Genomic DNA, 19844 nt, shown 5'->3' on the forward strand with positions numbered 1-19844 from the left:
CTATTGCCATACTTCGCGATGAGTTCACGCGCTTGCTCGATCGTTACGCGGTTCTCTGCCGCGAAACGCCGGATCTCATGGTCGTGAGACCGAGTGTCCTCATTGGTCTTATGGTCGGCCATTTTTTTATCTTCCCCCACGGCGAGAATGGCAAAATCTCGTTATGTTCACTCTGGCTAACATAAGCCGGTGGCCTAGACTCAGTTGCATGCGCAGGCGGGTGGCTCCGGCTCCGGCCGGTTGGAGTTCATTGAGCCATTGATGCCGACCCTGGTGGAGAAGCCGCCAGAGGGGGACGACTGGATTCATGAGGTGAAGTTCGACGGCTATCGATCGCAGATCGTCAGGGATGCCGGCGGCGTGCGCATCTTCACTCGCCGCGGCCTGGACTGGACCTCGAAGTACCGCGACCTCGCCAAAGCAGCAGCCGAGATGGAGGTTGAGAGCGCCATCATCGACGGTGAGATCGGGTGTTAGGCGAGGCTGGCTTGTCCGACTCTGGCTTGTCCGACTTCAAGGCGTTGCGCAAAGCCATCGCTAGTCGGCAGCACGACCTCTATTTCGTCGCCTTCGATCTGCTGCACCTCAATGGCCACGATCTGTGCGACATGCCGCTGGAGGACCGTCGCGAGATCCTGGCCGAGATGATCCCGGAAGACGGGCGCATCCAATTCAGCCAGGCGTTGCCGGGCGATGCCAAGGCGATTTTCCGTCTCGTCGAGCAGGCCGGCCTCGAGGGCATGGTTTCGAAGCGGAAGGACAGCAAATACCGGAGCGGCAACACCACGACCTGGCTGAAGACGAAGGCCTACTCGATCGACGAATACGAACTGCTCGGCGTCGAGCGCGAGGCAGGCAAACCCGCCTTTGCCCTGATGGCCGAGCGAGACACAGGCCGCTATGTCGGCTCGGCGTTCATCACCTTGAACCGGGAAATGCGAGAACGGCTGTGGGAGCGCGTCCGGGAACACGTAGGGCCACCGCCGAAGGGCATGAGGCGGCCGGCGACGCAAATGGGTCAACCCGGGACTGATCGGGCGTGTTAAGCACCTGCGGGGCGAGGAAGACCTACGCCATGCCTCGCTGCAGGATTTTTGGGATGAGATGGAATAGCGCGAGGCTGCAAATGGCCGACGCGGCTGCCGTTGAGACAGCCTGAGCCGCGTCGGCCACTGCGGCAATTTTAGGGATTGCCACCCGCTGAATTAGCGCGCCCGACAAGCCGGGCAACGGGCTTCTTCCGCTTCTTTAGGAGGGTTACTAGCACGGTCCGCATTGATGAATGCTCTGCGCTATCGAGTTCCACGTTCCAATCACCGTTGAGCTGGTGCTGCCAGGGGAACTGACCATGGATGCATGCATTGGGATCTGGGTGCTGTACTGCCAACCATGCCGGGAGGCAGGTCGCCCGGATCGAAACCTGGCTTTCACCAACCATGCCGTGACGCCGGACAAGAGGCGCTAGGCGCTCGCCTCTACCTGCGGATGGTCAAATCGTAAGCGAGATCCTGCTATGATCCCGAATAGCCGTCCGAATAGCGGTTATCCTGGCGCTTCTTTTCGCCTTCGCCTACGGATTCGCAAAACTCGTGGAACGTAATGGTGGCGTTGGCGATCGAACCTCTCCGTGTGAGGAATGGCCACACCCTGACTGCCCAACCCCTAACGCGCCGCCTGCAAAGTAGCTGTGCGGGCGCGCTTTGAGCGAACGGCGGCCAGGTATCGACAAGAACGTCGCAAGTGGCCGGATATATCTTTCAGCCGACGGAACGTTCGTACCCGCCCGGTGTTATCACCATGATCCCCGCACAGGGATCATAAAGGGCCGTGTCCCCTCCCGGCTCTGGTTTGAGTCCGCTGTCTCCCCGGCAGCGGACCCGACGCATTCAGTGATCGCCGGCACCTCAATACAAATGCCCAACGACTTCAGCTGCCTCCTGCTCGACTGAAAACGACCGTGCCATCGTCTTTGCGGACTTCCACCGCCACGATACCGTCATTCTGCTTTCGAGCGGGAAACGTCGCCAGTACGTGATCTCTTGCGGCCTTCTCGGCATCGAATGGCGTCTTTTCAAAGATGCCCTGTTTCCCGTACCAAATCACCGTGAAGGCCACCGCTGCGATTCTCCCTCTGTAGGCGCTCCATCGCGTCCAAGCGCGCGAAGCGGCCAAGGGATCTCTCTTACTCCGCCGAACCGTTGTTGCCAAAAGGTGAGGCGCTCGGCACGCACTGCACCGACCAACCGGCAGGCGCCGGCTGCTTTTGGTATTCGGTGATGGCGGCAGCGCATTGTTCACGCGTGTCGAAGCTGCTGGGCAGCACGACCATTCCCCCCTGCGGACCGGCGATTGCCAGATACCAGATCAACGCTGCGGTCGAAGCCATGGGGCTTTCCTTTTCCTGCGCGTTCGGGAGCCGCGGGGGGTCGGACGGCGGGCGCCCGATGCGCTAACCGCGCCGTCTGGCTTGCGGTCCTGGCACGCTTTCCGACGGGTTTGCGGCCAATTTGGCGGTTCGCCGATCTCTTAGCCACAGGGACATCTTTTTTCTTGCCAGCAGATCGTTGCGATCGCTATCCGCGCCACGCTTCGCAGCAATCGCATAGTCGGCTCTGTTCGTTCGATAGTCTTCTTTTTGCACAGACATCGTTTCCTCCCAGTCCGCGGGCCTTTTCCCTCCTTTTGGCCGACGGAAGCACTAACTGCCGGTGCATCGCGCGAGTCTACCAATTGGAGATTGTATCAAAACGAGACAGTTCGCAGTCGGGCTTCGATCTCTTTATTTCCGATGATACCGGCTTTGTCCGTCGGGCAGGAGCGCGCCTGGAAGGATTGGCAGGCAAACCATGTCCGGCCAGCGGCACCGGGCGGCCAGGACGCGCGAGGCGCGCCTTTGGAGAGGATTTCTGACGCGCCCACCCGGGCCCCGCCAGCGCGCGTTTCGGTGAAGCGATGGCGGGACCGCGTAGCATGAAGTGTCGGCGTCGGCCTCGATTACCGGACACCTCTGCCCGCACGCTGCGGCCAGAGCGGCGGCAGACTGAGGCCTTCGCTCTAGACCACTGGCGAGCCGCCCTTCAGTGGTGATGGGCGGAAACGCTCTTGACGTATTCGGACACCAGTTCCCTCGGTGCCGACTGACTGACGTCACCGACGCTAAGGATGCCGACCATCCGCATATTCTTGTTGATCACCGGCAACCTGCGGATTTTCAGTTCTTCCATGTGCCGTACGGCCTTTGCCAGATCGTCGTCTTCGCGGCAGCAGTGAATGCCGGTCGTCATGACATCGCGCGCCGTTGCGGTGCGGCCGTCGAAGCCATCGTCCGCCAGCCCTTTGCAGACAATATCGCGGTCGGTCACCATTCCGATTAGTCGGTCGTTCTCTCCGATGGGAATCGACCCGATATCCTGGGCTCGCATCATTTTCGCCAGTTCGGTGACAGCGGTTTCGGGGCTGACCCAGTCGACACCCTTATGCATTGCGTCTTTGACTTTCATGGCGGACCTCCCTTGCTGGGTTGGTGAATGTCCCCCTATCCCATTTTAACGCGGACGGGATTTGTCTGCCAGAGGTCATCATCCAGACCCGCGTTTGCGGTTGGTTGTCATGCGTCCATCTCCAGGATCGCATGATCCTCAGCGAAAATCGCTGTCGAACATCCAGTTGCGGTCGCGCCACATTTTCTCGCCGACCAGGCAGTCGGCGATGGGCCTGTCCTGTGCCAGCACAACAGGCGGATGCGCCGCTTCTTCCGCTGCCCATTGCGGAGAATCCGGACCGGCAAGCTCCAGCACCAGCTTGCGGCGGATCGCTTCGGGAAACTGCGTCCAGTCATTGACCGGGATCATGAAGGCGCCGGGACCACCGATGACGCAGTCGCTGTAGTAGCGGTCAAGATTGTTGACGTCATAGACGCTGCGAGTCATCAGCGGCAGCCCGTTTATGGTGATGCCTTGCTTCACCACCTGTTCGCGGATGAGGTCGACGGGCGCGCCCTGGTTGTTGGCCCCGTCACCCGAAATGTCGATGACGCGCTTGGCGCCTTGAAAGCCGCTTTCGGCAAAGAGATCGCTGCCGAATTCCAGCGCGCCGGAAATCGAGGTGCGGCGGGCGCTGCCCGGCGGGTGGGCAGAAAGCTGCTCGACAACCCGCTCGGCGTCGGCTCGATCGGCGATAACCGTCCACGGCACGATGACACGCTGCCAGGTCGTTCCAGCCCATTCGACATAGGTGACGGCGATCTTGCCGTAGGCGCCGTCGGCAATGGCCTGCAGCACATGGTCATGCGTCAATGCCGCCGCATAGCCGTGACGCTGAATTTCGAGTTCTTCCGGCGACATGGACAGCGAAACATCGACGGCCAACAAAAGCTCGACATCGACGGGCTCGGCAGCGGTGGACTGCGAGGTCAGGCCAAGCAGGAGCGCAAGTCCGGCAGCGCTCGGAAGGAAAAGTCCTGCATGGCCAAGAGCCATGCAAAGATTCTGGATCGCGCAGGGCCTTAGTCAAGAGGTTGCTAATACAAGGTGAGCTCGCGCTAAACGCGATTGTATCAAGACATGGAAGCGCTGACGCAGTGGCTGAGGGCTTTTACGTCCAGAGACGCGTATCAAGCCCGAGCCGCGCCTGTTCGCCTTGGGCGAAGGCTTTGGCATCTGCCCGAGAACGGAAGCCCTTGACGCTTACCACGCCGTCTTCGATGACCCGAACATAATGCTTATTCCAAGTTCCTCGATCTCGACCGAAGTCTTCCACGGCGTGTTCATCAAATTGCCCCCTTTGATGGTCGCTGAAACGTCATCACCGGGGAAAATGTTCCAACCCGCCCGCTGCTGCAAGGTGGCCGGCCTTTACGCTTTTGATCTAGCTCGGCTTTTTGTTCATCCCAGCCGAACGGGGCCGGTGCGGCCTTACGAAGGTGGACGACCATCTGTTCAATGCTCTTCAGCATGACCGTTGGAAGGCTCGCCGGAACTTATCGATAGGGTCAAAACCTAATCACCCCGAACGGCCGAGGTCGACTCGTTGCGAACCCCCTTGCGGCGGTTCGTCGGCAGGCCATGATCCGATCCCGCCATTGCGGATGGCCGGCGAGAAGGTCGCGAGAGGGTGGTAGAGCGGCCAGAAGGTCACTGACCAACACCAGTCAATAGGCTTCGATTGTCAGAATTGCGTTCTGGAATCGCTTGGCCGCAAGGTCCTCAGGCGTAATCCAATATTGAAGCGGCCCCATCTCGCCGACGTTCCAATTGAGCGCCATATCCGGCCCAAGCTGGAGCAACAGCAGGTAGCGGTCCTTCATCTCGTCGGCTGCGACCTGGACGACTTCACCCTTGCCAAGCATCTGATGGCTACGGGATGAGTGGCGGTGAGACAGGGCAGCTACGACGTCCGGACCTATGAGCACCGCACCGTCCGGGTCTGTCAGTCCCCCCTCGGCGCCTTGGATCGCCGCGATTGAAAGCCATTGATTCATCACCAGCGGAAGTTGACGATCATGCGGCTGCTTCGCCGAAGACGAGGGCATGCCGTGGACGCGCAAGTCTTCCAGGAAGGCAAGGATTTGCTGCTTCACCTCTGGAGGAGGCGCGTTATATTGCTTCAGTGCAGCATTGACCGTCGGAAAGAATGCGTTGAACATCTTGGAACCGGACGCCGACAGTTCGCGCTGCACCACCCGTAGGCGATTGGCCTCCGGGTCATCATCGGCAACGTCGCCAAAGGCCTTCAGCTTTGCCGTGACAGCCGCCGTCTCTTCGCGGTGATGTGCTTCCACCAGCTTCCGAACGATCCGCGCGGAATGCCAATTGGCCGGAAATCCCGGATATGGCGTCCAAAGCGTGTCCTTCGGCGCATGATGAGCGGAAAGCAGCGGATCGGGGGCGATCGGCGGACCGTAGAAGGCCTCAACCTTTTCGGCACGAATTTTGTCCGCGACCTCGAAAGCATGACCTTCGTCCGCGCGCGCCGCAACTTCGGCGTCGGTCGGCTCCTCGATCCAGGCAAACTCGACCTCGACCCGATCATAATGAGTCCGCTTGCCCCGCAAGATTTCGTCAATCGGATCCGATCCCTGAATCTTGGCGGTGAAGGGCATGTCGAGCGGCTGCCACTTCTGCGTCACCTGACGCGGTTCATACCGGGTCACGAAGTGCATCGCGTCCGGTCCAAACGTGTCGGACATCGGCGCGAAGAAATAGAGGTAACCCTTTTCGGGCAGTAGATCTCGTCCAGGTCCCGGTGGCAGATCCGAACAGTCAATTTGCGCCATGAAATTGAGGCGCTCGAGCAATCCCTTCCGATTGTGAACCGTCGGCCAGTCAAATTCATCGGGGACGATCGGCAGCCCGCCAAAATAGCTCATGCTCCGTTGAGGAAGACGCGGCGGAAAGACATGCTTGATCGCAATGCGCACAGCTTGCCCACGTTCGATCGCTTCGCGGCCATCGTCGGAAATCGGCGGAATCTTGCGTTCGACATGCGCTTGGAATTTCGCCTTGCGCTGGTCGTCGCTGTCCTTTGCTTGCTGCTGCAAATCGGCGATCAGCTTTTCTGCTGCAGAGTTAGGCCGGGGCGATGCAGCATGGGTCGCTTCAGACGATGCCAGCGTGCGCTGACGAGCCTTGCCGACCGGCAAGGCGGAACTGTCCCGAGCGTTTGACGGTTCGGTCGCATCGGCGGGTGGGGAAGAGGTTCGCGCACGCCTTGGCTGTGGCTTGCCTTTTGAAGCCGAACCGGGAAACAGCCCGGCAATGCCTTTTCCTCCGCGATAGATCAGGCTGCCAACGATCAAGAGCATCGCCCCGACCACAAGCAGCGGCATCAGCATTTCCATGACGCTTACCCCCCAACCCCATCGTCAGCTACGTCGCCCCCGCCGGCAGCCAAATTATTGCCGTCATATGGGGCGTTGCGCAAGCAAGGGGCCATACCGATCCTCAATCCGTCCGCCTGATATGGGTCGGATCGCGCCGTTTCCGATCAGTCATCCATGAGTCAGCACCTGGCGCTACGTGCTCGTTCCCGTTGGTGATGGCAGAGGTCCACCGTTCTCTGGCCTCACTTCAGAGAAACTTGAGGGCAAACCCTGACCCGAAGCAGTCAGGTTTTCGCTCGATCGAGGAGAGGTAGCACCCATCTGCCAACTCACCAGGAACCATGGAGTGAGCTGCGGGTTTGGCAGGAATGCCGACAACGTTCGGTCCAACCATTCACATCCAAAGGAGAACACAATGACAATAGCGAGCAAAGCGACTGCAGTTGCCGCGGTGTTGGCTATGTTGGCCTCGCCCGCGCTGGCCGAGTCGAGCGGAACACCTGTGCCCGCAGTAAAGGCACAGGATCATGACCCCGAACAGTCGCCCGAAGCGACCGAACAAACCCAAGACTCTATGCGTGAAATGATGCGCCAGATGATGGGTGAGATGCTGCAGGAAAGGATGCAAAAGCATCACGGTCCCCGAGCAGAGCGGCGCGGTGGCGACCGGTGGCATCGGGACTACAGAATGGGCCCGCCTGAAGGGCGGCGGATGACAGGAGGCCGTGGGGGTATGGGAGCCAAGATGATGCATGGCGCAAAGATGCGAATGATGTTTGCCATTGTGGACGCGGACGGCGATGGCGCGCTTTCGCAGACCGAGGTCCAGGATTTCATCGGACGGATCTTCAACGCCGTCGACGAGAACGGCGATGGCAGCGTCGACATGGAGGAGATTCGATCCTTCTCCCACGGAGCAGGCGACGAGGGCAGAGACTAAATCCGAATGCCGGTCCCTTCCAGGCCAACGCTAGACCGAACTGGATGAAATCCGCTCTCTCTCAACACCCGGTAACATTAGTAACAAGGTAACAACGACCGATGCGCTTGGGCTGTCCTGGCTCAAAGTTACCTTGTTACTGATGTTACCGGGTTGGGCAGGAGAGGGTTTTTAGACAGCGTTTTTGGGATGGATGTACTGGCCGCGCCCGGATTTCCGCACTTCTCCGGCCTTTGCCAAAGCATGAAGCAGCCGGCGAATGTTACCGTTCTTCATGCCGGTAACATGTGAGAGGTCACTTGGCGACATCGGCTCTTCCGCCTCTTCCAATGTTACCAGGATGTTACCGCGCTCGTCAGAGCGGCGAACAACCGAGGCTTCACCGGTCAGGGTCCAGACTTTAGCGCGGTCCCCTTCTCCTCGACGTCGCGGCGGAAATCGCGGGTTTTGGGCGACAGCGTGATTGCCTTCGATCAGCCTTTCCATGTCGGCTGGCGCGGATGGACGTCGTCCTTGAAGGCGTCGAAGCCCTTCCACGCAGGTTCGATCAGATCGCAGCCCGGCATGGGCGTGAAGGGCGACGGCTCGCTGAGCTGCATCGTCGGGATGTAGCGCGGGCAGTTAGGGAAGATGACGCGCGCTTCCACGCGCACCATCATCTGTGCGCCGACGGTCCTGCCTGTTAGCGGATCGTCTCGGTCGATCCGGGCGGCGCCGTTAATGCGCAGGCGGCGCGGCGTGCCGTGCATGGCGATGAACAACAGCGCGACGTTCGGATTGACGTCGAGGTTGCCGAGGCTCCTAAACATGCCGTTGCCGTCATAATCCGGGAACGCCAGCTCCGACGGCCCAATGACACGCACGAAGCCGGCCGGGCCGCCCTTGAATGAGCAGTCCGGCCGTCCCTCGGCGTCGACCGTGGCAAGAAAGAAGTAAATAGCATTCTCGATGAACGCCTTATCCTCGTCGGTGAAGGCCGTCCGCGCCATCCTTGCCAGGCGGTCAGCGATGCGCCGGCTCTCGAAGCGGTCCTGCAGGGAGCGATTGCCTTCGTGGTAGAAAGCGTCGCCGGTCATGGACGTTCCTCCTTCACAACTCGGTCATGTTCCGATCCTCAGTGATGCGGTAAGTCGTATGTCGGGGCGCGAGGCTCTCGCCGCCGGCAACATGGGCGGCCTGCGGCGCAATCGCGAGAGAAAGCCAGGCACGAGCACCAGATCGCGCGAGCCAATGCCCATCGCTCGCTACGCGATCCTCGCCATCACTTCTCGCATGTTGGATCTTGGCCGGGCGCATCGTCCCATTCCGGAAGCACTTAGGACCTCTATCGGTTTACACCATATCAAGGGCCGATCATATCGGCGTGTCGAATTGGCGAGAGCAATGGTGTCGCGCCTTGCGCGTGCCCTGATGGGCGCTCGGTCCGGTCGGCGCTTGCAGGCCGACCTCGAGCTCGAAGATGACGTAAGGTCAGAAAGTCAATGACTCGAGTGCACTGCTCCAATAGTCTGGTCATTGATGGCCAGCGGGAGTTAGCCCACGCAACCCTTAAGGGTCCACCCAGCGCGGTAAGCAAGAATGATACTCAGGGAGAGCATCAGTGAGCTCATACGATTCCGACAAGGTTGCCAAACTTCATCGCGAATTGCACAGCCATCTTCCACCTGAACCGGCTCTTCGCCTCAGAGCACTGGAGACGGTTCTGGTCGAGAAAGGCTTTCTGGCGGCCGACGCCGTGGACAAGTGGCTCGACGACTACTCGGAAAACGTAGGTCCGATGAATGGAGCCAAGGTCATCGCGCGGGCGTGGACGGATCCCGAATTCGCCGGACGCCTCGCGAAGCATGCGGCCGAGGCGTTTTCGGAAATCGTCCCAAGCGTCGACAAGGATTACCCCCTCGTCGCAGTGTTCAACACGCCTGATATCCACAACGTTGTCGTTTGTACCTTGTGTTCCTGCTATCCACTTGGAATCTTGGGAATGTCTCCCTCTTGGTACAAGTCGACCGAGTACCGGGCGCGAGTGGTCCGCGATCCGCGTGGCGTTCTCGCCGAATTCGGAACCGGCCTGCCGGAAAAGGTTGAGGTCAAGGTGTGGGACTCGACTTCAGACCGCCGCTACATGGTGGTCCCGGAGCGTCCGGAGGGGACGGACGGCTGGACCGAAGAGGACCTTGCCGGCCTCGTGACGCGCAATGCAATGATCGGGACGACGAGGGACCTGTCGCCAAAGCATGAGGCGGGGTGATGGATACGGTACACGACCTCGGCGGCAGGCAAGGGTTCAGACCGATCCCGAACGTCGCAGAAGATGACTCGGCTCTGTTTTCCGATGAATGGAAGGCGCGCACATGGGCGATCGCCATGATGTCGATGAAAAAGCTGACGATGGATCGCACGGGCTGGACGCTCGATTGGTATCGCCACGTCCTGGAAAGGCTCCCCCCGGACGCCTACCTCGGCCTCGACTATTTCGAGAAATGGATTCTGGCCATGATGGTCACGTCTGTGGATGAAGGCGTCGCGGGCGTTCAGGAGTTCTTCGATGGCAGGGCCTCAAGTCGAACCTTCGAATACGAGTCGCCTAGGCCTACGGTGGAGGGTCCGGCCACAGAGGCAAGGTTCAAAGCTGGCGACAAGGTTGTTGCACGGCGCGACATCGCCACAATGCACACGCGGCTGACGGGCTATGTCCGCGGCCGGCCCGGGGTTGTCGACAGCGTGATCAGACCACAGCCTTTGCCCGACGAGAAAGCTGTCGGCACGATACGGCGCGAGCAGACATACGTCGTGCGGTTTCGCATGTCGGATCTTTGGCCTGAAGCCGGCGACAGCGCAGACAGCCTGCAGATCGACATGTGGGACAGCTATCTTGAGCCGGCCTGAGATTGCCCGTCGCGCGAAGCGCCATCGCGATGGCGAACCTGTCTTCTCCGAGCAATGGCACGCTCAGGTCATTGCGTTGGTCGAGCTGCTCATCGCCGATGGAAAGATCGAAGCCGAGGATTGGTCTCAGACCCTGGGCGCCGAGCTTGATCGACAGGTGACCGATACTTCTATGGACACCGACGCGATCTATTACAGCGCCTTTCTCAGCGCTCTGGAGCAGATACTGGACAGGAGCCAGTTCGCCCTACAGGCCGAGGTGGACAGACGCGAACAGGATTGGAGAAACGCCTATCTGAATACACCGCATGGCAAGCCGGTTGCCCTGGAAGACTAGTCAGCGGACCTACGACTGGCGTCACGCTGGGTCGTGAGTTGAATGGCTGCTTTTGCCAACTGGATGCTCGAAAGCTGCCGATCTGCTTACGGCCAAATCTGCCGGTCAGCAATGCGCCGCATGTCGGTCGTATGGTCAGTTTTGCCATTTCCTGAAAGCTGACGATCGCAGGCGACTGCGCTGGAAGCCTTGGGGCCAGCGGCCATCCGCCCGACGGCATTCAGAATCGTGCTAGCAAAGCCGCAATCAGCGAAGCAACAAAAGGGGCGGTTTGGCCGTTCTGATCAGTCGCATTGGCGGCGGGGGCATCCGAAGACATGACTACGCCGCAAATTCTGTCGTTCGCCGTTACCTTCGTGATGATGGCAGCGTTCGTATGGGGTCGCTATCGATATGATCTAGTCGCGGCTGCGGCACTGTTGCTTGCTCTCGCGGTTGGCATTGTGCCTTTTGACGAAGCCTTCAGCGGGTTCAGCGACGATATCGTGGTCATTGTCGGCAGTGCTCTGCTGGTGAGCGCAGGCATAGCACGCTCGGGCATCATGGAAGTCGCCATCAAGCGCTTTGCTCCGAAATTATCGGGAGTTCGGTCGCAACTGGCGCTGCTGGTGATCGTGGTCACGATCCTCTCTGCCTTTGTAAAGAATATCGGTGCGCTCGCTATCATGATTCCGATCGCCTTCCAGTTCGCGCGCCGGTCTAACATTTCACCCTCGATATTCCTGATGCCTATGGCGTTCGGGTCACTGCTCGGCGGTCTAATGACGCAGGTGGGAACATCTCCCAACATCGTTGTGTCCCGAGTGCGAGAGGAGCTGACCGGAACCGCCTTCACAATGTTCGACTTCACACCTGTTGGAGCTGCCATAGCCGCTGCCGGAACGATCTTCCTGCTGTTTTTCTATTGGTTGTTACCGGTGCGCGAAAAGCTTGGCGGGTCGCTGAATGAAGCCCTCGACATCAAGAATTACCTGACAGAGGCTCGAATTGTCAGCGATTCCACGGTGCTCGGGAAAACCGTCGCAGACCTCATGAAGCTCGCCGGCGGCGATGCAATCGTGACGTCGATCCTGCGCAATCGCACGATGCGGATGACGCCACTGCCCGATGCGGTCCTCAAGGTGAATGACATCCTGTTGCTCGAGGGCGACCCAGAGGCGCTGGATCGCCTTGTCTCCCAGGGCAAGCTCAGCGTGACCGGCGATAGGGTCGGTGGTGACGACACCACCAGCGAAATGGTCGCTATCGAAGCCGTAATCGGTGAAAGCTCCTCTTTGATCGGCTGGACCGCCCAGCGCCTTGCCCTTTACGATCGCTTCAATGTCAACCTCCTAGCTGTCAGCCGTCGCGGGCAGCGCCTCGACCGCAGGCTGGCCAAAGTCGAGCTAAGGCTCGGCGACGTTGTCGTCTTGCGGGGCAGTGCAGCGACGATGCCCGAGGTACTTCGTGAACTCGGCTGCCTACCACTGGCAGAAAGGGCTATCCTTCTTGGTAGCGTCCGCAAGGGTATCGTGCCGGTAGTAATCCTTGCTCTCGCCATGGTGGCGACGGCGTTTGGGCTGCTGCCAGTCTCCGTCGCTTTCTTTGCGGCCGCGGTCGCGATTGTGCTTTTCAAGGTCATTCCGCTCCGGGACGTCTACCAATCGCTGGATGGTCCTATCCTCGTCATGCTCGCCGTTCTCATTCCAGTGAGCGATTCGCTACGCAGTACAGGGGCGACGGGAGTAGTTGCCGGCGAGCTTGCCAAACTGGGGACCATTCTTCCGGCGCCCGGCGCACTGATGCTCATCCTTGTCGCCGCCATGGCCGTTACGCCATTCCTCAACAATGCCGCCACCGTCCTTGTCATGGCGCCTATCGCCGCCGAATTTGCCAGTGATCTGGGCTACAGGCCGGAAGCATTTTTGATGGCTGTCGCCATTGGCGCCGGCTGTGACTTTCTCACCCCGATCGGACACCAGTGCAACACGCTCGTCATGGGGCCGGGCGGCTACCGCTTCAGCGACTATCCGCGTCTGGGACTGCCGCTATCTTTCCTCGTAGTCATTGTTGCTGTGCCGATGCTTATGATCGTTTGGCCAATGAACTGACATCCGATATTCGGATGCCCTCGTTGGAAGTCCCCACATGGCACTACATTCGTGAATGAGGTCGCCGCCGCGCAAGCTGGGGCTGCAGTTCAGAAGACGGGGGCTTACTTATGAGTTGTCCGCTTGCTCGTCGTACCGATAGGCGTGATCCATGACGCCTTACAGGGGCGCGATCACTGCCCTCCACGACGTAGCGCACGCGAAGCTTGCGCCCTCTACTGCGATGTCGACGGCAGTCCCCTTGAACGTAAAGAATGAGTTCCGGCGATCACGAACAGGCCACGATTGCGCGTCACCTAAGCCGGTTCAAACTGAACGTCCGCTATTGACGTCTCGGACGCCGAAGGTTGCCGGTCTCCTTTCGGCCCAAAACGCGACGTCCGAGTAGTGGCTTGGCGATGTCCGTAGCTGGCGCAAGCCGCACCTAGCGAGCGACCGCATAGTTGTGGTCGTCATTGGGCAGCCGAGCGGACCGCAAAACTGCCTGCAGCAAGGCCGGCGCTAAGGCATTGATATTGCTGTGGTCAAAACCTGGGGATTTTTGGAGCTACTCCCCAGCTTCGGAGAATGATGGACATTCAGAGAGCAGTTCGGGCGAGAACGGTGTTTCCGCACCCCCCCGGCTTTCGGCCGCACATCCCGCAAACGCTGGGCTTTCGGGAAGCCATGAGCGAACCGGAGAATTGTTTGGACTTTGAGGGTGGTAGCGGGAGAGGGACTTGAACCCCCGACCCCAGGATTATGATGCTTGGTAGTGCAGTTGATTTTGTTGATGAAATTGGCTTTTTGTCGCGCCTATGTCGCACTCAGCCCAAAAGTGCCCGTTCTGCCGCAGCCATCTCCTCGGCATCATCGCCACGCGGGAACAGGTGGCCGTAGACGTCCATCGTCATCATGATCGAGTTATGGCCGAGCCGTTCCTGCACGACCTTCGGCGGAAGGCCAAGGCCCCCGTCCTGAGGCCGGTTGATCGACCATGAGGCATAGAAATGGCGTAGGGCGTGCATCCCGCCATACTTGGCCACCATCACAACGTTTCCGGCGTCGTCTCGCTCTTCGCTCGCGACCGTCACGCCGGCATCTACCTGAGTTGGCAGGAAGCCGCGCTTGGTCATGTTCGAGCGGCTTTCGATGTTGCCGCTTCCGGTCGGGAAGACGTAGTGCAATTCCCTGACCGGATTGCCCTCAGCGTCGTTGCCAGTCATGCGACGTGGGCAGGCAAGCTTCCACTCTCGCAATGCATTGATCACAGTCGGCGGGACCGGGATCGTTCTTTCCCCCGCCTCAGACTTCGGCCGGCCGATCTCCCCATAGTCATCGGCGCGCTGGTGCACGCTGATCTGCGCACGTTCGAAATCCACGTCCTGCCAGCGAAGGCCACGCAACTCAGAAGAACGCATTCCGGTAAGGACCGCGGTGATCAGAAGCGGGCGCCAGCGGCCGGCAGCGGCGCCGACGATGGCCTTGATCTCCTCGCGAGTTGGGATGTCGATCCCGATCTTCAGCTTGCCCTTCTGGCGCTTGTCAGCCTGGCGTTCCTTGCTTCGACGGCGTGAACCGCGAAGATATCTCACCGGATTGCGCGTAGCCAAGCCGCGCTCCTGCGCGTCCGACAACAGCGCTCCCAATGAGCCGAGCACCTTTCGGACCATAGCCTGTGAGCGCCTATTTTCCCGGAGCTTGTCCGCGAACTCGCGTACCGCCGGGACCGTAAGTTGGGATAGCAGGGTCGCCCCGATAAACGGCTCGATGTGGAGTTGCAGATGGCGCTTGCGCTGGTCGATCGAGGACCGCTCAAGCCCATCTTGTTCGCCGGTGGCAATCCAGAACGCGCCGGCGGCCTTCACGGTGACGCTGGCGCTGTCAGCGACGTGCGAGCCTTCGCGGACCTCGACCTTGGCCGTCGCGGCGAAGCTGTCGGCGTCCTTTTTCTTGGCAAATGTCTTCAGCCGGCGAACACCTTTACCGTCGGCATAGTCGACGACCCAGGCGGTTTTCTCCTCACCCTTGGCAGTCGTCCATGTGCGTTTGCGTATCGACATCTCAGTTCGCGTCCTCGTCGCGCTCGTGCCAATGTGACCGGTCTTCCTCGTCCTCGGCACGGGCTTGTTTCCAATCATCCAAGCTCTCTCGCACCTTGCTGCGGGTCTCTTCGTCCAACTCTGGCACGCGACCGGAAGCGATTCCTTCGGCCGTCTCCAATATCTCGTCAGTGAGGACATCGATCGCAGGCTCGTAACCTCGCACTTTGCGTATGGCGCCTAGGAGGTCGATCAGATGCTGAACACGGGCGTTTAGCGGCCATGGTTCGGGGTACTCCTTTTCAAGCACCCTCACGATCTCTGCGTTCATAGACCGGCCCCTTGAGTCAGCCGCCTCCTTGATTCTGTCTCGCAAACCATCTGGCAGTCGCAGAGGAAACTGGTCCGATCCTCTGCCCGGTCGGCTTCTGGCCATTGCGAATTACTCCCCACGAATGACATCACTGTAATTTCATTCCGATTGACGCGCAACTAAATCACGGTAATATAAATCACTGTGATTTGAGCCCATTCGGAGATACGCAATGACGGATGAAACATCACCCTCCATCGATCTTGTTTGGGGGGGCCGCGGAAATCGGGAAGGAGATCAAACGCAAGCCCCGGCAGGCTTTCCACATGTTGGAGAAGGGGCTGCTGCCAGCGCGAAAGGTCGGCAATCAGTGGGTCGCCGAGCGCGGGAAGCTGCGGGCCTTTTTCCTGGGCGACGGGGAGAAAGCGGCATGACCGACCTCGCCGCCCAGGATCACGAACATACCTCTGCGATCGACCAGGCCGTTCAGTGGCCGCTCGACACTGCCGGGCACGAACGCCAAGGCGCCGCGGTGCCGTTGCTGAAGCAGCGTTTCGGGCTGTCGACCGGCGAGGCCGTGTCCGCGGTTAAAGAGTTCGCTCTCCGGATGGCGCGCGCCGCATGACCAAGCAGCCGAAGCCCTGGTTCCGGAAGGAACTGGCCGAGATCACCAAATACGATTGGCGCGATGCCGTAAACGCCGCGCCGAAATGGAAGCGCGAAACGATCCTTGGTCGAGTCGCTACCAAGATTGCCGACTTCTACAACCCCGAACTTGGGTACGCTTTTCCCTCACTTGAGCGACTTGCGGCAGAGTTGAATTTGACGCCGGAGAAGGTCAGCCCAGCGATAACGAAAATGAGAGCCGAGGGTGCCCTTGATAAGGTGCACCGACGCGATGTTCCGGCTAACGTCGCTCCGAAGAAGGGCCAACGTGGCCTGTTCCTGAAGCTCAATTTTAGCTGGGCAGCCGAGATGGCGGAGAGGATATCAAAGCCGCAATTTGCGAAGGGCGAGGAAGCCTCTGCGCTCCGTGACGGCCGGCTTCGGAAGCAGTCTCGAAAATTACCGGTGACCGGTAACGACAAGCTTACGGTGACCGGTAACCAACATCCTTACGGTGACCGTAAAGTAGATACCTTAGAGGGAAACCTTAGGGATACCAAAGACCGCTCTGACGGAACAGAACTTGGCGTCTGCACGCGCGAGGGAGAAGGCCAACTCCCCAACCGCTATGCCCAAGCGAAGGGGAAAGCCGCTTGAGCGCTCAGATGGATCTGCTGGATTGGAATCCGCCGTGCCAGGTCATCGCCTTTCCATTGACGGCGCGCATCGGCCGAATTCGTGAAGTCGCCTCGAAGATGTTGGCGAAGTCGACCGACCGGCACGCCGAGTCGTATCGCGATCAGGTCACAACCGGACTGCTCGGCCATCTGACACGGCTCGGCATTCCCGAGCCCGAGCAGGACGAGCAGATCGGAGCGTTCTGGAGTGCGGTGCAAGCCGAGATCTTCCGTCAAACCTATTGCGGCAGCCAGCCCGGAGGCAGCGCAGCATGAGGCGCACCTACCGACCCGTCGTCACCTGGCTCGATCAGGCGCTCGCCTGCGCATCTGAGGCGATCGAGCGAATGGATGATGGCCGCTCCTGCATGAGATGCAGCGTCGGGAGACAGAATTTTCGGCTTTGTGGCTATAAGGTAAGCCGGAACGATGGAGGTACCCATGAACCCCAGTGAAAAGACCCCCCTCAGGTTCCGCGTCTCAGACGGCAGAAGCGGAGCCTGGAGACGGCCGCGCCGCCGCAGCCGGACGGTCAGCGCCCTAATGCGCGAAGTGGTAGAAGGTCTGATTAACGAGGTGGCCGCGGGATACAGGCATTCGCGAGTGTTGCGGTGGACACTGGCTAGTCTGACTCAAAGGGGGGCCCATTGAAGTCTGTTCCGCTCAGGAACCCTCGCCATGAAGCCTTCGTTTTGGCTTACACAGAAGGTTTGCCAGCGTACGCGGCATACCTCCGGGCAGGCTACAAATGTAGTGTCAGGACAGCTGCGGTGGAGTCTTCGAAGCTCCTGAAAAAGCCTGACATTCAAGACCGAAGGCGCCAACTGCTCGAAGAACTGGCTGAAACGTTGATCGTGAGCAAGGAATCGCTCTGGGTGGAGTATGAAGCAGCTCGCGCCTTGGCGATCAAGCAAGGCCAAGCGGCAGCAGCGATCAGCGCCACTGCGGCCAAGGCGCGCTTGTTCGGGCTTGAGGCTCCGAAGGACGTCAACATCAAGCTCAACGCCACATTCAACCAGATGACCGACGACGAGCTGCGGTTCGAGGTCGCCTCGATGATCAACGAGGCGCGGGCCATCAAGGGCCTGGCACCGCTAGAGCTGTCGACAAGGAAGACGGAGCCCTGAAATGGTGCCGTCCCGGGGACGGCGGCCAAGGCGGCATCGGGCGCGGCAATTCCGGTTCCAGCCCGTCTGCTTTCGCGCAGTGGCAATGGGCGCCGAAGTTCCGCGAATGTGGCATCCAATTTTCCCCAGCTGGTCGGCTTCAATGCGCCCGAAAGCATCGAGCCAAGTGCGAAGCCGAGGCAGACCTTGGGCGTCGAGCGAGGCGCCTCAACGAGCTGGCGTCTGCCGAGACGCTTGGAATTGAAGTCGGTAGCGTGTTCTTGCCCGCCGGGGACCGAAGGCACTGACCGAAGCTGCGGCTCTCTCTCCTTGCCAATGGCCGTGCTGTATCAGAGGGATTGGCAGTACCGTCGTCTAGGACGCCATAAGCTTTGCCCTGGCGTGGGTAAGGACGGACTGAGTGACGTTGCCACCGACCACGCCTAGAGCGCCCACATGGCCAGGGCCCTCTCCGCTCCAATCCGGTCCTCCCTGATTCTGAGGACCGCCTGCCGCGTCAAGCCCGTGACCTTGGCTATGGCTGAAGCACCAGCGCCTGTGCCCAGCATTGTAACCACCGTGTCGAATGCCTCACGGTCGTAGCTCGGCTTCCTGCCACGGTACGACCTGGGGTCGGACTTGGCGTCCTCAATGCCTGCCCTCTGGGCTTCCTTGGTGGCGATCGCCTGTGCTTCCGCCGTTGCTGCCATGAAGGCTATCAGCGCGTCCCTAACGGCCTGCTGGATGGGGTCTTTGGTCGCTCCGTCGAACACCATGGCATTGATGACGGTCTTGATCACCACACCGTCACGCATGAAAAGCCGGATGCTATCCGACACGTCCCGATAGTCGCGGCCCAGCCTGTCGACCCAGCGCACCACCAGTGTGTCACCAGGGCGGAGGATGTCGAACAGCCGCTTTCCTTGAGGTCGCTCCGCCAGCTTGGTCGAGATGCCGGACACACCGTGGTCGGCAATCTCATGATCAATCTTGAAACCTGCTAGCTCGGCCTGCCTGCGTTGATGCTCAAGCGTCTGGTCGGCAGTTGAGACGCGGGCATAAAAGACTGTCTTGGTCACAGTGCGACTCCTATCCGAAAGGGTTATGTCCGTTGACTAACTTGTCCGTTGATCCAAGTCAACCCTAACGGACACTCTTTAGGAACCCATTTCACTTGACCGCTAGGCTATACCCCAGCGTACATCATTCCTGCCGTTCTTGCTCCCACGATTTCGGGATGATGGCGGGCAGGAACACGCCGGTGATGGTCGGCACCCGCTGATTGAGTTAAAACGTTGTCAAGCCGACGTAGACATGCAGGTGATCGTCTCCGTGTAACGTGATTGTTCGTCGTCAGTCCGACGGGTAGGCTCGCGACCGCCAAGATTGATACCGACTAGGCCAGCACCGCGTAGTGCTCGCTGCTGATCTCTTGAGGTTTGTCTCCGTGCCGCAGCGCGACCGCTCATTGTCGGTCCAACGGAGGCATGCGACCATACAGATTGCGCCGTTTGCAAACCAAGACGCGCCTCGGCGATGACCTAACTATGAGGGCTGGTCCAGACCGGCACGACGGGTCCGCTCTTAAGAATGCCCTTCTTGCTTGTTGCGGAGCCGCCAACCGTCCAAGGGGTCGCGGCAAGGGCGGCACGCTTCCCGATAGCTTGGTCCTCTCGCCCATTCTGGCCATTGGTCGTGAAGGCACTCAAGCGCTTCCCAACTGCTGGCAACGACGCGCTCCCTTGCGGGTCTCAGGCGCAGTCTCACTGGTTGGGGAAATCGATATCCCTCATAGTTTTCTCCGCTCCCACGGTTCGATTACATCGACTTGTTGTAATGGCCTCCCGAAGCGACGCCCAAGGCGCCGACTGCTTTGGCCGCGACCATGTCCTCTGCGGCCGGTACAAGCAAATCCATGCGGCGGGCGAAGGCAACAAAAGTGCTGCGAGCGGTTTCGGCATCCACCTTGCCGGCGAGGGCTGCCCTGCAGGCATTGAGCGCGATGCCATGAGCAGCGTTCCGCTTCGATGGCGGCCATTCCTCGAGCA

22 protein-coding genes and 1 pseudogene are annotated in these 19844 nt (G+C 60.0%); 11 read left to right on the plus strand and 12 right to left on the minus strand.

Features of this window, described 5'->3' with window-relative positions; genetic code table 11:
• Positions 1–261 precede the first annotated feature (261 nt).
• A pseudogene (locus ACFX5Q_RS33780) lies at positions 262–1113 on the plus strand (RNA ligase family protein).
• Between the two features lie 813 nt (positions 1114–1926).
• Here the strand turns inward: ACFX5Q_RS33780 and ACFX5Q_RS33785 are convergent.
• From ACFX5Q_RS33785 to ACFX5Q_RS33805, 5 genes are all read right to left on the minus strand, one after another.
• A complete protein-coding gene (locus tag ACFX5Q_RS33785; protein WP_404284792.1) occupies positions 1927–2115 on the minus strand; it encodes a hypothetical protein in 189 nt (62 codons plus the stop codon).
• 67 nt (positions 2116–2182) lie between these two features.
• Positions 2183–2386, minus strand: a complete 204-nt coding sequence (locus tag ACFX5Q_RS33790; RefSeq protein WP_404284794.1) for a hypothetical protein — start codon at positions 2384–2386, stop codon at positions 2183–2185.
• 691 nt (positions 2387–3077) lie between these two features.
• Positions 3078–3500, minus strand: coding sequence for a CBS domain-containing protein (locus ACFX5Q_RS33795; protein ID WP_404284796.1), 423 nt, complete (start codon positions 3498–3500; stop codon positions 3078–3080).
• A 138-nt stretch (positions 3501–3638) separates the two neighbouring features.
• Entirely contained in the window at positions 3639–4478 is an 840-nt protein-coding gene (locus tag ACFX5Q_RS33800) for a DUF1194 domain-containing protein (RefSeq protein WP_404284798.1), read from the minus strand.
• A 671-nt stretch (positions 4479–5149) separates the two neighbouring features.
• The gene (locus tag ACFX5Q_RS33805) at positions 5150–6838 is read right to left on the minus strand and encodes a DUF1963 domain-containing protein (RefSeq protein ID WP_404284800.1); all 1689 of its coding nucleotides are present in this window, start codon (positions 6836–6838) and stop codon (positions 5150–5152) included.
• A gap of 397 nt (positions 6839–7235) precedes the next feature.
• Between ACFX5Q_RS33805 and ACFX5Q_RS33810 the strand changes: the two genes are divergently transcribed.
• Positions 7236–7760 carry an EF-hand domain-containing protein gene (locus tag ACFX5Q_RS33810; RefSeq protein ID WP_404284801.1) on the plus strand — a complete coding sequence of 175 codons (525 nt, stop codon included), beginning with the start codon at positions 7236–7238 and terminating at the stop codon, positions 7758–7760.
• 171 nt (positions 7761–7931) lie between these two features.
• Here the strand turns inward: ACFX5Q_RS33810 and ACFX5Q_RS33815 are convergent, their stop codons facing one another.
• Entirely contained in the window at positions 7932–8246 is a 315-nt protein-coding gene (locus ACFX5Q_RS33815; protein WP_404284803.1) for a helix-turn-helix domain-containing protein, read from the minus strand.
• Entirely contained in the window at positions 8234–8836 is a 603-nt protein-coding gene (locus ACFX5Q_RS33820; RefSeq protein WP_404284805.1) for a pyridoxamine 5'-phosphate oxidase family protein, read from the minus strand. The genes ACFX5Q_RS33815 and ACFX5Q_RS33820 overlap by 13 nt, the downstream gene beginning before the upstream one ends.
• A 524-nt stretch (positions 8837–9360) precedes the next feature.
• Between ACFX5Q_RS33820 and nthA the strand changes: the two genes are divergently transcribed.
• The 4 genes from nthA to ACFX5Q_RS33840 all read left to right on the plus strand — a co-directional run bounded on the left by nthA (position 9361) and on the right by ACFX5Q_RS33840 (position 13073).
• Complete coding sequence (gene nthA, locus ACFX5Q_RS33825; RefSeq protein WP_404284807.1) at positions 9361–10008, plus strand: nitrile hydratase subunit alpha; 648 nt, start codon at positions 9361–9363, stop codon at positions 10006–10008.
• Entirely contained in the window at positions 10008–10646 is a 639-nt protein-coding gene (locus ACFX5Q_RS33830; RefSeq protein WP_404284809.1) for an SH3-like domain-containing protein, read from the plus strand. The genes nthA and ACFX5Q_RS33830 overlap by 1 nt, the downstream gene beginning before the upstream one ends.
• Positions 10633–10983 (plus strand): hypothetical protein, encoded by a 351-nt coding sequence (locus tag ACFX5Q_RS33835; protein WP_404284810.1) that lies wholly within the window; start codon positions 10633–10635, stop codon positions 10981–10983. The genes ACFX5Q_RS33830 and ACFX5Q_RS33835 overlap by 14 nt, the downstream gene beginning before the upstream one ends.
• A 317-nt stretch (positions 10984–11300) precedes the next feature.
• Positions 11301–13073, plus strand: a complete 1773-nt coding sequence (locus ACFX5Q_RS33840; RefSeq protein ID WP_404284812.1) for an SLC13 family permease — start codon at positions 11301–11303, stop codon at positions 13071–13073.
• Between the two features lie 806 nt (positions 13074–13879).
• Here the strand turns inward: ACFX5Q_RS33840 and ACFX5Q_RS33845 are convergent.
• Together ACFX5Q_RS33845 and ACFX5Q_RS33850 are read right to left on the minus strand one after the other, a co-directional pair.
• Positions 13880–15115, minus strand: coding sequence for a tyrosine-type recombinase/integrase (locus tag ACFX5Q_RS33845; RefSeq protein ID WP_404284814.1), 1236 nt, complete (start codon positions 15113–15115; stop codon positions 13880–13882).
• A 1-nt stretch (position 15116) separates the two neighbouring features.
• On the minus strand, positions 15117–15530 hold the full coding sequence (locus tag ACFX5Q_RS33850) for an Arc family DNA-binding protein (protein ID WP_404284815.1): 414 nt from the start codon (positions 15528–15530) through the stop codon (positions 15117–15119).
• A gap of 116 nt (positions 15531–15646) precedes the next feature.
• Between ACFX5Q_RS33850 and ACFX5Q_RS33855 the strand changes: the two genes are divergently transcribed.
• From ACFX5Q_RS33855 to ACFX5Q_RS33875, 5 genes are all read left to right on the plus strand, one after another.
• Positions 15647–15841, plus strand: a complete 195-nt coding sequence (locus ACFX5Q_RS33855) for a DNA-binding protein (protein WP_404284817.1) — start codon at positions 15647–15649, stop codon at positions 15839–15841.
• Positions 15838–16032, plus strand: coding sequence for a hypothetical protein (locus ACFX5Q_RS33860; protein ID WP_404284819.1), 195 nt, complete (start codon positions 15838–15840; stop codon positions 16030–16032). The genes ACFX5Q_RS33855 and ACFX5Q_RS33860 overlap by 4 nt, the downstream gene beginning before the upstream one ends.
• Positions 16029–16670 (plus strand): hypothetical protein, encoded by a 642-nt coding sequence (locus tag ACFX5Q_RS33865; RefSeq protein ID WP_404284820.1) that lies wholly within the window; start codon positions 16029–16031, stop codon positions 16668–16670. The genes ACFX5Q_RS33860 and ACFX5Q_RS33865 overlap by 4 nt, the downstream gene beginning before the upstream one ends.
• The gene (locus ACFX5Q_RS33870; protein WP_404284822.1) at positions 16667–16966 is read left to right on the plus strand and encodes a DUF6074 family protein; all 300 of its coding nucleotides are present in this window, start codon (positions 16667–16669) and stop codon (positions 16964–16966) included. Before ACFX5Q_RS33865 ends, ACFX5Q_RS33870 begins: the two co-directional genes overlap by 4 nt.
• Positions 16967–17337: 371 nt before the next feature.
• Positions 17338–17817: a terminase small subunit gene (locus ACFX5Q_RS33875; protein ID WP_404284824.1), complete on the plus strand. Its 480-nt coding sequence runs from the start codon at positions 17338–17340 to the stop codon at positions 17815–17817.
• A 422-nt stretch (positions 17818–18239) separates the two neighbouring features.
• Here ACFX5Q_RS33875 and ACFX5Q_RS33880 read toward each other — a convergent pair whose 3' ends face one another.
• From ACFX5Q_RS33880 to ACFX5Q_RS33890, 3 genes are all read right to left on the minus strand, one after another.
• On the minus strand, positions 18240–18875 hold the full coding sequence (locus ACFX5Q_RS33880; RefSeq protein WP_404284826.1) for a recombinase family protein: 636 nt from the start codon (positions 18873–18875) through the stop codon (positions 18240–18242).
• A 505-nt stretch (positions 18876–19380) separates the two neighbouring features.
• Entirely contained in the window at positions 19381–19563 is a 183-nt protein-coding gene (locus ACFX5Q_RS33885) for a DUF982 domain-containing protein (protein WP_404284828.1), read from the minus strand.
• 51 nt (positions 19564–19614) lie between these two features.
• A partial coding sequence (locus ACFX5Q_RS33890) for a DUF982 domain-containing protein (protein WP_404284829.1) occupies positions 19615–19844 on the minus strand: 230 nt, incomplete at its 5' end.

Origin of the sequence: Mesorhizobium sp. IMUNJ 23033 (assembly GCF_044778005.1) — a bacterium.
GTDB lineage: Bacteria > Pseudomonadota > Alphaproteobacteria > Rhizobiales > Rhizobiaceae > Mesorhizobium > Mesorhizobium amorphae_A.

Coding starts and splice junctions, on each gene's coding strand:
- ACFX5Q_RS33805 (WP_404284800.1), bottom strand. CDS start 6,838: ATGGAAATGCTGATGCCGCTGCTTGTGGTCGGGGCGATGCTCTTGATC.
- ACFX5Q_RS33845 (WP_404284814.1), bottom strand. CDS start 15,115: ATGTCGATACGCAAACGCACATGGACGACTGCCAAGGGTGAGGAGAAA.
- ACFX5Q_RS33850 (WP_404284815.1), bottom strand. CDS start 15,530: ATGGCCAGAAGCCGACCGGGCAGAGGATCGGACCAGTTTCCTCTGCGA.
- ACFX5Q_RS33810 (WP_404284801.1), top strand. CDS start 7,236: ATGACAATAGCGAGCAAAGCGACTGCAGTTGCCGCGGTGTTGGCTATG.
- ACFX5Q_RS33815 (WP_404284803.1), bottom strand. CDS start 8,246: ATGGAAAGGCTGATCGAAGGCAATCACGCTGTCGCCCAAAACCCGCGA.
- ACFX5Q_RS33830 (WP_404284809.1), top strand. CDS start 10,008: ATGGATACGGTACACGACCTCGGCGGCAGGCAAGGGTTCAGACCGATC.
- ACFX5Q_RS33860 (WP_404284819.1), top strand. CDS start 15,838: ATGACCGACCTCGCCGCCCAGGATCACGAACATACCTCTGCGATCGAC.
- ACFX5Q_RS33840 (WP_404284812.1), top strand. CDS start 11,301: ATGACTACGCCGCAAATTCTGTCGTTCGCCGTTACCTTCGTGATGATG.
- ACFX5Q_RS33790 (WP_404284794.1), bottom strand. CDS start 2,386: ATGGCTTCGACCGCAGCGTTGATCTGGTATCTGGCAATCGCCGGTCCG.
- ACFX5Q_RS33855 (WP_404284817.1), top strand. CDS start 15,647: ATGAAACATCACCCTCCATCGATCTTGTTTGGGGGGGCCGCGGAAATC.
- ACFX5Q_RS33820 (WP_404284805.1), bottom strand. CDS start 8,836: ATGACCGGCGACGCTTTCTACCACGAAGGCAATCGCTCCCTGCAGGAC.
- ACFX5Q_RS33795 (WP_404284796.1), bottom strand. CDS start 3,500: ATGAAAGTCAAAGACGCAATGCATAAGGGTGTCGACTGGGTCAGCCCC.
- ACFX5Q_RS33865 (WP_404284820.1), top strand. CDS start 16,029: ATGACCAAGCAGCCGAAGCCCTGGTTCCGGAAGGAACTGGCCGAGATC.
- ACFX5Q_RS33800 (WP_404284798.1), bottom strand. CDS start 4,478: ATGGCTCTTGGCCATGCAGGACTTTTCCTTCCGAGCGCTGCCGGACTT.